General features: G+C 43.5%; 14 protein-coding genes. 3 read left to right on the forward strand and 11 right to left on the reverse strand.

Going from position 1 to position 11,717, the window contains the following annotated elements:
- Positions 1–29 precede the first annotated feature (29 nt).
- The 8 genes from spoIIIAD to QYG89_RS01340 form a co-directional block, all read right to left on the reverse strand.
- On the reverse strand, positions 30–413 hold the full coding sequence (gene spoIIIAD / locus QYG89_RS01305; protein ID WP_404314581.1) for a stage III sporulation protein AD: 384 nt from the start codon (positions 411–413) through the stop codon (positions 30–32).
- A 24-nt stretch (positions 414–437) separates the two neighbouring features.
- Positions 438–641 carry a stage III sporulation protein AC gene (gene spoIIIAC, locus QYG89_RS01310; RefSeq protein ID WP_404313818.1) on the reverse strand — a complete coding sequence of 68 codons (204 nt, stop codon included), beginning with the start codon at positions 639–641 and terminating at the stop codon, positions 438–440.
- 17 nt (positions 642–658) lie between these two features.
- Positions 659–1,171 carry a stage III sporulation protein SpoIIIAB gene (gene spoIIIAB / locus QYG89_RS01315; protein ID WP_404313819.1) on the reverse strand — a complete coding sequence of 171 codons (513 nt, stop codon included), beginning with the start codon at positions 1,169–1,171 and terminating at the stop codon, positions 659–661.
- Positions 1,168–2,088 carry a stage III sporulation protein AA gene (spoIIIAA, locus tag QYG89_RS01320; RefSeq protein ID WP_404313820.1) on the reverse strand — a complete coding sequence of 307 codons (921 nt, stop codon included), beginning with the start codon at positions 2,086–2,088 and terminating at the stop codon, positions 1,168–1,170. Before spoIIIAA ends, spoIIIAB begins: the two co-directional genes overlap by 4 nt.
- Before the next feature lie 124 nt (positions 2,089–2,212).
- Complete coding sequence (gene efp, locus QYG89_RS01325; protein WP_404313821.1) at positions 2,213–2,770, reverse strand: elongation factor P; 558 nt, start codon at positions 2,768–2,770, stop codon at positions 2,213–2,215.
- Positions 2,771–2,792: 22 nt separating this feature from the next.
- On the reverse strand, positions 2,793–3,854 hold the full coding sequence (locus QYG89_RS01330; protein ID WP_404313822.1) for a M24 family metallopeptidase: 1,062 nt from the start codon (positions 3,852–3,854) through the stop codon (positions 2,793–2,795).
- On the reverse strand, positions 3,847–4,302 hold the full coding sequence (gene aroQ, locus QYG89_RS01335; protein ID WP_404313823.1) for a type II 3-dehydroquinate dehydratase: 456 nt from the start codon (positions 4,300–4,302) through the stop codon (positions 3,847–3,849). The genes QYG89_RS01330 and aroQ overlap by 8 nt, the downstream gene beginning before the upstream one ends.
- Positions 4,303–4,368: 66 nt before the next feature.
- Positions 4,369–4,878: a YqhR family membrane protein gene (locus QYG89_RS01340; protein ID WP_404313824.1), complete on the reverse strand. Its 510-nt coding sequence runs from the start codon at positions 4,876–4,878 to the stop codon at positions 4,369–4,371.
- 139 nt (positions 4,879–5,017) lie between these two features.
- On the opposite strand from QYG89_RS01340, the gene QYG89_RS01345 reads away from it, so the two are divergent.
- Positions 5,018–5,962 carry a DUF1385 domain-containing protein gene (locus QYG89_RS01345; RefSeq protein WP_404313825.1) on the forward strand — a complete coding sequence of 315 codons (945 nt, stop codon included), beginning with the start codon at positions 5,018–5,020 and terminating at the stop codon, positions 5,960–5,962.
- 40 nt (positions 5,963–6,002) lie between these two features.
- Positions 6,003–6,365 carry an SA1362 family protein gene (locus tag QYG89_RS01350; protein WP_404313826.1) on the forward strand — a complete coding sequence of 121 codons (363 nt, stop codon included), beginning with the start codon at positions 6,003–6,005 and terminating at the stop codon, positions 6,363–6,365.
- Between the two features lie 9 nt (positions 6,366–6,374).
- Here the strand turns inward: QYG89_RS01350 and QYG89_RS01355 are convergent, their stop codons facing one another.
- The 3 genes from QYG89_RS01355 to QYG89_RS01365 form a co-directional block, all read right to left on the reverse strand.
- On the reverse strand, positions 6,375–7,247 hold the full coding sequence (locus QYG89_RS01355) for a patatin-like phospholipase family protein (RefSeq protein ID WP_404313827.1): 873 nt from the start codon (positions 7,245–7,247) through the stop codon (positions 6,375–6,377).
- Positions 7,248–7,460: 213 nt separating this feature from the next.
- Positions 7,461–10,022 carry a vitamin B12-dependent ribonucleotide reductase gene (locus QYG89_RS01360; RefSeq protein ID WP_404313828.1) on the reverse strand — a complete coding sequence of 854 codons (2,562 nt, stop codon included), beginning with the start codon at positions 10,020–10,022 and terminating at the stop codon, positions 7,461–7,463.
- A 319-nt stretch (positions 10,023–10,341) separates the two neighbouring features.
- Positions 10,342–11,178, reverse strand: coding sequence for a lipoate--protein ligase family protein (locus QYG89_RS01365; protein ID WP_404313829.1), 837 nt, complete (start codon positions 11,176–11,178; stop codon positions 10,342–10,344).
- 159 nt (positions 11,179–11,337) lie between these two features.
- Here QYG89_RS01365 and QYG89_RS01370 point away from each other — a divergent pair, with 159 nt between their 5' ends.
- Positions 11,338–11,712, forward strand: coding sequence for a rhodanese-like domain-containing protein (locus tag QYG89_RS01370; protein WP_404313831.1), 375 nt, complete (start codon positions 11,338–11,340; stop codon positions 11,710–11,712).
- Positions 11,713–11,717 lie beyond the last annotated feature (5 nt).

The following is an 11,717-nucleotide window of genomic DNA, read 5'->3' on the forward strand; positions in this document are numbered from 1 at the left end:
TCTGTACGCGCCGCAGCCTGCCGCTGTTTTCATTTTCCCGGAAGCATTGTTAAAATGGTTTCGATCAGAAGCGTTAAAATCGGTACAGCCATCGATAAAATAATGACTTTACCCGCCAGCTCCATTTTAGCTGCCAACGCTTCCTGGCCGGCATCTTTCGTAATTTGAGCAGCAAACTCAGCAATATAAGAAATCCCAATAATTTTTAAGATCGTTTCGACGTAAACGAGCTCAACTTCAGCACGTGCAGCCAGCTTTTTAATCATGAGAATGATCTCTCCAATTCGATCTGCCAAAAACAAGAACAAACCGCTTCCAACAAACATCACGAGCAAAAAAGCAAAAACAGGCTGTTGTTCCTGTAAAAGAAGAACCAAAAAAACAGTCACGAGAACAACAGCAGCTACTTGAATAATTTCAATGGCTTTCCTCTCCCGTCATTGAAATAAAAATACTTGTTTAATTTTGTCAAACAGCTCTTCTACAACAGAAACCACTAGAAACAAAATGTAGATGAACCCGAACAATGTCACCCACTGGGCATATTCTTTCTTCCCTACCTGTTCTAAAATCGTATGGAGGAATGCCACGATGAAACCGACACCGGCAATTTTAAAAATGACCTCCACCTCAATCCCCATATTGTTCCTCCTCTCTGCTAAAACAGCAGAAGCACGATTAACAGCCCGCCCATCAAACTCAAACTTCTGATCATTTTCCCGTATCTCTTTTGCTTTTCATACGCCTCCTCTTCCTGGCGTTCCAGATGATTCAATGTGACGAGAATTTGTTTTTGCTCCGTCACACGGTCGTGTTTTCCCACCGTTTCGCCAAATTCCAAAAGAATCGCCCGTTCACTTTCTGTTAACGCTGTTTTCGGCCATATGTTTGCCAGACTTTCTTTCCACGCTTCTCTGGCATCTAATTCAGTTGATGTCAACAATTCGCTAAAGCAGGCGAACAGCTCATTGATTGGCGGCGGCAGCCGTTCAGATAATTTCCTTGCTGACTCATGAAGCGGCGTGAACCCGTACACAATTTCCGCTTCGAGCGCTTGTAAGGCGGATCTTATGAGACGGATTTGCTTAGGCCGGTCACTTAACTTTTTGGTCTGCTCTGCTCCAATCCAAAACGACGCAAAGAGGATCAGCAGTGCGCCCGCCCACTTCACACTTTTACCCTTGCCGGCTGAGTCAATGGATGACCGTATCGGTCCAGCACAATAAAGGACCTTACACCATCTTTAGAGAAAAGTTCTACAAACCGTTCAAACGCCCCACTTTCGATGATGGATTGCATAATCGGCCGGCGAATGACTTCCGTGTAACTCCAACCGTGGGCTGTCGCCATTAATGTGATGCCAGAATTGATGGCCTCAGCTACCGCCTGTCCATCTTCCGCTCTTCCTATTTCATCTGCTATTAACACATCCGGACTCATCGAGCGAATCATCATCATCATTCCTTCTGCTTTTGGACAAGCATCAAGAACATCCGTACGCAAACCAACATCAAGCTGGGGAATCCCTTTCACACAGCCGGCTATTTCTGACCGCTCGTCGACGATCCCTACTTTTACCGGCATAATTTGCTGTTCTTCCCTCCCGGTAGCTGCCGTTCTTGCCAAGTCCCTAAGCAATGTCGTCTTTCCAGTCTGAGGCGCTCCAATAATTAATGTGTTTTTCCATTTCTCCTCAAAAATCCAGGGAATGAGTGAGTGACAAATTCCCCGTTTTTCCCTGGCCACTCTTATGTTAAAAGAGGAAAGGTGGCGTAACGCTTTTACTTTTCCGCCATCAAGGATCACCTTTCCCGCTAATCCAACCCGATGTCCCCCCGCAATCGTTAAATAGCCGCACCTCAACTCTTCATCCAGTGCATAAAAGGAATGCTGGCTTAATTTATTGACGAGTGCTTGTCCTTCCTCCATTGTCACAACATGAGGCAAGTGGTAGTGACGGCCAGCAATAATTTCGAGCGGCTTGCCGATACGCACCCTAATTTCTTCGATGTCATGTTCTAGATCGGATAACATCGTACTAATCGCTTCTTTTAATGTTTGCGGCAAATAGGCATATATCGTTTCCATGAACGCTTCCTCCTTTTTCTCCTCCCTTTTTTATTCAATGTATGTAGTTGATTTCAAGATATGACGACTCTGTTTTGATAAAAGAAAAAAAGAGCCTGACACACAAAGTGTCAAGCTCTTTTCATTATGCACGGGAAATGTAACTTCCGTCATCTGTATTAACAACTAATACGTCACCTTCATTAACAAAGAATGGCACTTGAACAGTTAAGCCAGTTTCCACTGTTGCAGGCTTTGTACCTCCTGAAGCCGTATCGCCTTTAATTCCAGGCTCTGTCTCTACTACCTTCAGTTCTACTGTATTCGGCAGGTCCAATCCAAGTGTTTCCGTTTGGTACATCATGATAGATACTTCCATGTTTTCTTTTAAGAATTTAAGCTCATACTCAATTTGTGAAGCCGGCAGTTCAATTTGCTCGTAAGATTCATTGTCCATGAATACGTGCTGATCGCCGCTTGCATATAAATATTGCATTCTGCGGTGGTCAATTTGCGCTTTTCCAACCTTTTCTCCTGCACGGAACGTTTTTTCCTGAATGCTGCCATTGCGAAGGTTGCGCAGTTTTGAACGGACAAAAGCCGCTCCTTTTCCAGGCTTAACATGCTGAAAATCAACGACGCGCCAAAGACCGCCGTCTACTTCAATCGTTAACCCTGTACGAAAATCGTTTACTGAAATCATGCTGTAGTTCCTCCTTGTTTCCTTAAAGAATAAGTAAATCTTTCGTGGAATGCGTGAGCGTTTCGCTGCTTGTTTCTGTAATTAATAAGTCGTCTTCAATACGAACACCGCCGATACCTGGCAAATAAATGCCCGGCTCAACAGTAACGACCATACCCGGTTCAAGAATCGTATCAGAACGGAAGGAAAGCGTTGGCCCTTCATGAACTTCAAGCCCAATGCCGTGGCCCGTCGAGTGGCCGAAATATTCCCCGTATCCTTTTGCAGCAATGTGATCACGGGTGATAGCATCTGCTTCTTTTCCAGTCAAACCGCTTTTAATCTGTTCTACACCTTTCATTTGGGCATCAAGCACAATCTGATAAATTTCCTTCATTTGCTCCGATGGCTCTCCCACCGCTACAGTCCGGGTAATATCGGAAACATATCCTTTGTAATAAGCTCCGTAATCCAATGTAACCATATCGCCTTTTTCAATGACCTTATCGCTTGCTACACCGTGCGGCAAAGCCGAACGTTTTCCCGAAGCCACAATTGTATCAAACGAAGAAGAAGATGCTCCCCATTTTCTCATGAAAAATTCCAATTCGTTAGAAACTTCTAACTCCGTCATGCCCGGCTGGATAAATTCAATGATATGTTTAAAGGCTGCATCGGCGATATCGGCCGCTTCCTTTAATATCTTAATCTCTGAATCATCCTTAATCAAGCGCAATTTTTCAATCATGCCGCTGACCGGTACTAATTCTTTTTTAAAGAGCCCCTTCAACGTTTCATAAGACTGGAACGTCGTATAAGTCTTCTCAAATCCAAGGCGCTGAATGCCAAGCTTTTGGGCTTGAACAGCTACTTCTTCAAGCAATGTGTCCTTATGCTGAACGATTCCAAATCCCGCCGCCTGTTTTTCGGCCTGCTCCACATAACGAAAATCTGTAATAAAGAGCGCCTGGTCTTCGGAAATCAGTGCCGCCCCTGCAGAACCGGTAAAGTTCGTCATATAACGGCGATTATAAGGACTCATGACAAGCAAGCCGTCAATGCCTTCCTGTTTCATTTGCATACGAAGCTTTTCAATTTTAGTCATTCGTTTCTCCCTTCCCTTGTTTATGTAAAAGGGCCTGCAAAGCAAATTCATAACCCGCAAGTCCAAGACCAGCGATTTGCCCAGCCGCCACAGGCGCAATGACCGAGTGTTCACGGAATGGCTCGCGGCTATGAATATTACTTATATGTACTTCGATGACCGGTATAGTGATAGAAGCAACCGCATCGCGAAGTGCATAGCTATAATGAGTAAAAGCCCCAGGATTAAAGATAATGCCGTCCATTTCTTCATCAGCCGCCTGGTGAATTCGGTCAATCAATCCACCTTCATGATTAGATTGAAATGTGCTGACAGCTACACCCAACTCTCTTCCCTTATGGATGATTCGATTTTCGAGATCCTCGAGCGTCTCACTTCCATAAATATGCGGTTCTCTTTTTCCGAGCCGGTTTAGATTAGGTCCATTTAATAAAAGAATATGTTTCATGCGATCCCCTGCCCCAAATTGTTAGTTACATGAATATTTTAACATATTTGAAATCGCCAGGACTACTTACTCGCTTTGCTTTTGCCAAGCATTTAAACGTTGTTCCCTTAAAAGATGCTGCTCATATCCATATGAAATAGAATATCCAATAAATAAACCGTAAAGCACAAGCAGGCAAATCGTTGTTGACAGCGTATTGGCATTAAGTTTTTGCCAAGAAGGAATGCTCGCTGCAAACGGATGAATAATCATAAACAAGATCACCCAAATCACCGCACCAAAGAGGACACCTGACCAAATCGTTTTGCTCTTCCTCAACAAAAAATAATAAATCATGGCAAGAATAACAGATACAATGATCTGAAAGACCATTCCAGCCGCTACTTTCGGAAAGCCGCTTTGGATCTTTGCAATATTTACATATTTGACGATCGCATTGATATCAATCGTCATAAAATGAAAGTAAGCAGCAAGCTGTGCCACGATACTCCATATCAGCCCTCCAAACAACCCAATGGCCAAAGCATATCCTAGAGGATATTCAGCTTTTGATTCTTTCACTTGCTTCTCTCCCATCACGCACCTCCATAAAAATGAGTCGAAACACATAAAAACAAGATTACTGAGTCATTCAGCTTTTATTTTTGCTTAATAAGGGATAGAATATGTATTATAGAAATTATTTACACTTGTTAACAATGAAAGAGGGTATGAGATGAGTGATCAAAAGCCGGTTTATGGCGGGCAGGCGCTAGTCGAAGGAGTCATGTTTGGTGGAAAACATCATACAGTGACAGCCATTCGCCGGAAAGACCGTTCCATTGAATTCTTCCATTTACCAAGAACACAAAAGCCTGCTTGGCAAAAGCTTAAAAAAATTCCTTTTTTGCGGGGGATTTTTGCCATTCTAGATTCAGCGTCCACGGGCTCCAAGCATTTAAACTTTGCCCAGGAGCGGTACGATTTAGACCCCGACGAAGATGAACAGATGAAAGACAGTGCAGAACCGTCAAAATGGACCATGATCCTCGGAGTAGCGGCCATTGGCATTCTTTCTTTTTTATTCGGAAAATTTATTTTTACACTCGTGCCTGTTTTTCTAGCAGAATTAACACGTCCAGTGTTTTCAAGTGATTTTGCTCAAATTCTAATTGAGGGGTTTTTCAAGCTGACTCTTCTGCTTATCTATATTTATTTTCTTTCTTTAGCCCCGCTGATTAAACGAGTATTTCAATATCACGGAGCTGAACATAAAGTGATTAACGCATTTGAGAGCGGACGCCCATTAACAGTAGAAAATGTGCAGGCTGCTTCTAGACTTCATTATCGATGCGGATCTAGTTTTATCTTATTCACTGTGATTGTCGGCATTTTTGTTTATATGCTCGTACCAACAGATCCGCTTTATGTCAGGGTATTAAACAGAATTGCCTTGATCCCGGTTGTCCTTGGCATTTCATTTGAAGTGCTGCAGTTGACAAATAAGCTTCGGGATGTTCCCATTCTTCGTTATCTCGGCTATCCAGGACTATGGCTTCAGCTGCTAACAACGAAAGAACCAGAAGATGATCAAGTAGAAGTTGCTATTGCTTCATTTGAAAAACTGTTAGCCATGGAAGAAAGAACGAGAAAGGGATTAGATGTGGGGGAAATTGTCTAATATGTGAATAACAGCTTATTTAACATAGGAGGTGGCTCTTTTGACAATCCGGTCAGTCATTACCTATACACTCATCGGACTCGCTGCTATTGGTTTAGTTTCCATGCTTATTTATACGCCTGGAGCTTTAGCGAGACAGCTGGCTGTCCTTGCAGTTACGGCTGTAGTTATTTATTTCCTTTACCGTCTAGTCATTCGAAAGCGGCTTGGCGGCAGCACAGAAGATAAGGCATTTGCTAAAGCAGCTAAACATTCAAAGAAAAGGCTGCAGAAGCGGCAAAAACCTTCTTCTGCTTCACCTAGTTCCTCGAAAAAGAAAAAACCTTTCCGCAGAAAGAGCACCAGTCACTTAACTGTGATTGATGGAAAAAAAGGAAAAAGAAATAACCGGGCGTCTTCCTAATCCCGGTTGTCAATAGCACCAGCGTTTTAAAAACGCCTCTGCATATTCGCGCCCTGTTCGAATGAGGGCGTCTTTTTTTTCGTTTGTTAAACTAAAGTCAGTGACGGCGGTACCTTTTACCGGAATAAAAATAATATTTTTCTCATGTCTTCTCGAAATATATCTCGCATCGTGTGCGTCTTTCATCGTATGAAACATCGCACCAAATAAATCTGCCCCTGTATTTACTTGCCGCGGCAGTCCCGTCGTTTGTGTGCTTAATTTTATTCCAAGTACCGGTCTCTTCTGTTTTTTTTCCTCATCAAACAGCCAAATGGGAAAGTTACTTAACACTCCGCCGTCTACTACAAGCGCTTTTTCATGAGGGCCGCATAACTTTACAGGCTGGAAAAAGTAAGGAAGCGTACAGCTCATTCTCACCGCCCGCGCAATAGAAAAGGTTCGGGGATTAATTTTATAAGCCGGCAAGTCGTCTGGAAGTGTAAGCATTCGGCCATTCGTAATATCCGATGTAACCACCCGCAAAGTTTCAGGTGCCAGATCGCCAAATGAATAGATTCCTTTTTGCGCTAGTAAGCCTTCCAGCCATTGTTCGAGTTTTTTCCCCTTATACAATCCCAGTTTAAAATAAATTTTCAGCCAGCGGACGAACGGAACGTCAAAAGGGGCTTCGTCAAGCAGCTGTTTTCCATTGACATCTTTTACTATTTTCTTCAATTCCTCACTCGTATACCCCGCAGCAATTAAGGCCGCTATAATCGCCCCGGCACTTGTGCCCGCCAGCCGTACAAATGTCAGCCCTCTATTTTCAATCGCCTCATAGGCACCAACGAGGGCAAACCCTTTAATCCCCCCTCCAGAAAAGACCCCGTCAATTCGCATACACCTTTCTCCCCTCTTTACCCGCTTTTTATATATGTAAGCGGAAAGAATTTGTCCTAGAAGAGAATCTTAAAAAACGATGATTGGCGGGAGCAGCTCGTTTGTTGACTTTGGACATTTGATCGTTATTTTAACGCAGTGCTGTTCGGTAACTTTGTTCATAAAAAAACCAGCTTCCTGAGAAAGCTGGAAGCTGGTTTTATCCATTATTTATTACAATCCACATTTCAGCTGGGCGCCGCAGTTTGTGCAAGTGTTGCATCCACCCATTTCTTCTACTGTTCCTTTACGGCAGACCGGGCATGTATTGCCGACTTCGCTGCCGATCGTTACATTGGTAGAGCGGATTTCTTGAATCGTATCAACGAGAACGATGTGATGCTCATGTTCTTTCGTTGTCGTCTCTTCTTGTTCATCAAAATTATTTTCTTCCGCTTTTAACGTTAAGACTTGTGCATCACGGCTGCCGTCTACATACACTGTGCCGCCTTTTGCGCCGCCTTTGTAAAGACGCTCATACACCCGCTCAACTTGTTCCACTGTATACCCGCGCGGTGCGTTGACCGTTTTGGATATCGAGCTGTCGATCCAGCGCTGAATGACACATTGAACATCCGCGTGCGCTTCAGGCGCAAGGCTCATCGCTGTCACAAACCATTCTGGCAGCTGATCTGGATCTGCCTCCGGATGCTGTTCTAAATAATCTTTAACAATATCCGCCTTCACTTCAATAAACTTCCCTAAACGTCCACTGCGGTAGTATGTGAAGGAGAAGTAAGGTTCTAAACCTGTTGACACTCCAACCATTGTTCCAGTGGACCCCGTTGGAGCAACAGTTAAGAGATGCGAATTCCGAATGCCGTGTTCAAGAATTGCTTCTCGTACATCTTCCGGCATTTTCTTCATATAACCAGTTTCCGTGAACGCTTGGCGCAGGCGGTTTGTTTCTTCCGCTGTTTCACCTTCAAGGAACGGAAAGCTGCCTTTTTCTTTCGCCAGCTCAACAGATGCTCTGTAAGCTGTTGTTGCAATCGTTTCGAATACTTTGTCCACTAATTCGTTGCCTTCAGGCGAACCGTATTCTTTTTCACAATAAATGAGCAAGTCTGCAAGTCCCATGACACCAAGACCGACGCGGCGTTCACCGAGCGCTTGCTTTTTGTTTTCTTCTAAGAAATAAGGAGTCGCATCAATGACGTTGTCCTGCATTCGGACGCCCGTGCGAACCGTTTCTTTTAACTTCTCAAAATTCACCGTTTTTGTTTCTTTGTCTGCCATTTCAGCCAAATTTACAGCAGCTAAGTTACAGACAGAAAATGGTGCGAGCGGCTGCTCCCCACACGGATTCGTCGCTACTACTTGCTGGCCATAGGCTTTCGCATTCGTCATATCGTTGGCATTGTCAATGAAAAAGATGCCTGGCTCTGCAGAGTACGTTGCACAAATGTTAATCAAGTTCCATAATTCCCGCGCCTTGATTTTTCGGTATGTGCGCACAGCATGTCCTTGCTTTTCCCATTCGCGGACATCGCCGATTTTATGCCAGTTTTCATTATAGTAAACCATTTCTTCTTTTGTATATTTTTCAACAGCTGGAAAGCGCAGTTCATAGTCAGCGTCTTTTTCCACTGCTTCCATAAAGTCTTTTGTCAGACAGATAGAAATGTTGGCGCCTGTTAAAAATTCTGAGTTATGAACGGTGTATGTTCCGCCTGTTCTGAGTTTCTCTTCTGCTTCTTTAATAATTTCAGCACTGAATCCGCCGTAGCCAGGAATGTTTTTGTAATTCACCACTCCTTGGTACATCGCTTCTTCACGTTCAGTAAGGGGCTTAAAGTTCAGCTTGTCCTTCGCCGCTTTTTTGATTTGTTCATCTTCTGTATTTTCAAGCAAATAGCGTAAAATACGCGGATTTTGCATTTTTGAAATGATAAATTCTACAATATCTGGATGCCAGTCCGCTAACATGATCATTTGCGCTCCGCGTCTGGACCCACCCTGTTCCACAAGGTGTGTCAGTTTCGCAATGTCATCAAGCCAGGAGACCGATCCGGATGATTTTCCGTTCACGCCTTTGGCCAGTGTGTTGCGCGGGCGAAGGGTTGAACCGTTAGTGCCGACACCGCCGCCGCGGCTCATGATTTCCATTACTTGCTTACGATGTTCAGAAATGCCTTCACGTGAATCCGGAACGAAAGGCATCACGTAGCAATTAAAGTATGTTACGTCAGTCTGTGCTCCCGCTCCGTAAAGAACGCGTCCCGCTGGAATAAAGTTTAAGTTCACGAGCTCTTGGTAGAATTTCTCGAACCATTCTTTCCGTTTTTCTTCTGTTGTTTCCACAGAGGCAAGACCTGTTGCGTTGCGCTTAGCGATTTGTTCGTAATAGATTTCTAGAGGTTTTTCAATCACATCAAGCGGACGGCGAATGATCCCTGTTTCCTGCTCTTTCGGATCATCGAGAGCACCGCGGAATTCTTCATCCACAAGTACCTCCGCTTTTTTCTCCTGCCAATCGATACTAGTAATGAAACCAACACCTCTTGCTGGAAACTTCGGATCCTCTTTAATCGTTAACACAACAAAATCGCCTTCTGTTAATGTGACTTTCTCCGTGTCTTTAAACGAATAGCGGTCGATCATTACGAGACGTGAAACCCCTTTATGAGTGATTTTCATATCCGGGGTGACAGGATGAACTTGTGGAAAGACACTGATGTCTTTGTTCAGTCTGTCAATGTTGAGGGACATATTCTTTTGTGACGCAACAGACATAATCACAACTCCTTTTCTTCTACAAATTTCGTAGTCATTCAAACATTATATAACGATATTTTTAACTAAAAACTAAAACAAACACAACATATTGTGTTTGTTTTTCCTAACTCATTACTATATATTGAGTTAAAAACATTTTTTTGTCAAGCTGAAAAATAACGGGTTTTATGGGTAAAAGTGCGATTTCATTAGATAAAGCAGCGATACTCTCGAAAAAAGAAAAACTTTCATGTTTGCCTATCAATTAAGAAACCAGTCATTTTTCCGCAAAAAAAGAGAACAGACCTCAAGGCCAGTTTCTCTTTTGCTGGACGATTCACCTTTTGAAATTCCATTCATCCGAAGAGTACTTTTCTTTTGCAAGTTGTTCAATATAGATCATTTCTTCCCGTGTAAATTCATACGGCTCCAATTCAATGCCAAGACCTTCTTCAAACCCTTTTTTAAATGCTTCTCCTGCCATACGATAGGTCACTTTATTCGGGCTGATTTCATTCACGGCAACAGCTTTATTTTTAAATGCTTGCTGCATCCGCTCTTTCACGCGTTCATTTGAATATGTAAATAAACTGAACAGCTTATCTTCATCCAGATCAAGCAAAATCGAACCGTGCTGCAGAATCACACCTTTTTGTCTCGTTTGCGCACTTCCTGCTACCTTTCGGCCTTCAACAACGAGTTCATACCAGCTTGGCGCATCGAAACAGACAGAGGAGCGTGGATTTTTCAAACTGCTTTTTTCCTCTTCCGTTCTTGGTATCGCAAAATAAGCGTCTAATCCAAGCTGATGAAACCCTTTTAGAATTCCTTCAGATATCACCCTGTACGCTTCCGTCACCCCCGTCGGCATATTAGGATGCTCCTCTGTCACAATGACACTGTATGTCAATTCATGCTCGTGAAGCACACCCCTTCCGCCTGTTGGACGACGGACGAAACCGAGACCATGTCGTTTAACAGCAGCAAAATCAATTTCCTTTGCCGCTTTTTGAAAATAGCCGATCGACAGCGCTGCCGGCTCCCATCCATAAAAACGAATAACCGGCGGAATTTTGCCTTCGCTGTGCCACTCCAGCAGAGCTTCATCCATTGCCATATTGAAGCTTGCCGATTGCCGGCCGGAATCAACAAACTTCCAAGTTTCTTTTTTCATGATGATTGCCGCCTTCTTTATAATAAATTCACTCACCTAGTGTATCAAAAGCAGAGAAAAAAACAAAGAGGTATACACTGTGTTTATTTCTTTTGATTCTTCACACAGCCACGTTTATAATAGAAATCAGCGCATGTCTACTAGGAAGGGGTGTATCCAATGCTCTATACAATAGCTACCATTTTAGGCGTCATTATTTTGTATACTTTATATATGTATTTTTCCCAGAAAAAAGCGGTCAAGCCGCTCTCTCAGGAAGAGTTCATTAAAGGCTACCGCAAGGCGCAGCTCATTGACGTCCGTGAACCGAACGAATTTGAAGCCGGCCATATTCTTGGCGCCCGTAATATCCCACTTACACAATTAAAAACGCGCATGAAAGAAATCCGTCCCGACAAGACCGTATATCTATACTGCCAAAGCGGCATACGCAGCGGCCGGGCGGCCCAGACACTGTACAAAAAAGGCTACCGCGATCTTTATCATCTTCGAGGCGGCTTTAAACAATGGACTGGAAAAGTGAAAAGTAAGTGAAAAGA

Source organism: Bacillus lumedeiriae, assembly GCF_044891285.1.
GTDB classification, from domain to species: domain Bacteria; phylum Bacillota; class Bacilli; order Bacillales; family Domibacillaceae; genus Pseudobacillus; species Pseudobacillus lumedeiriae.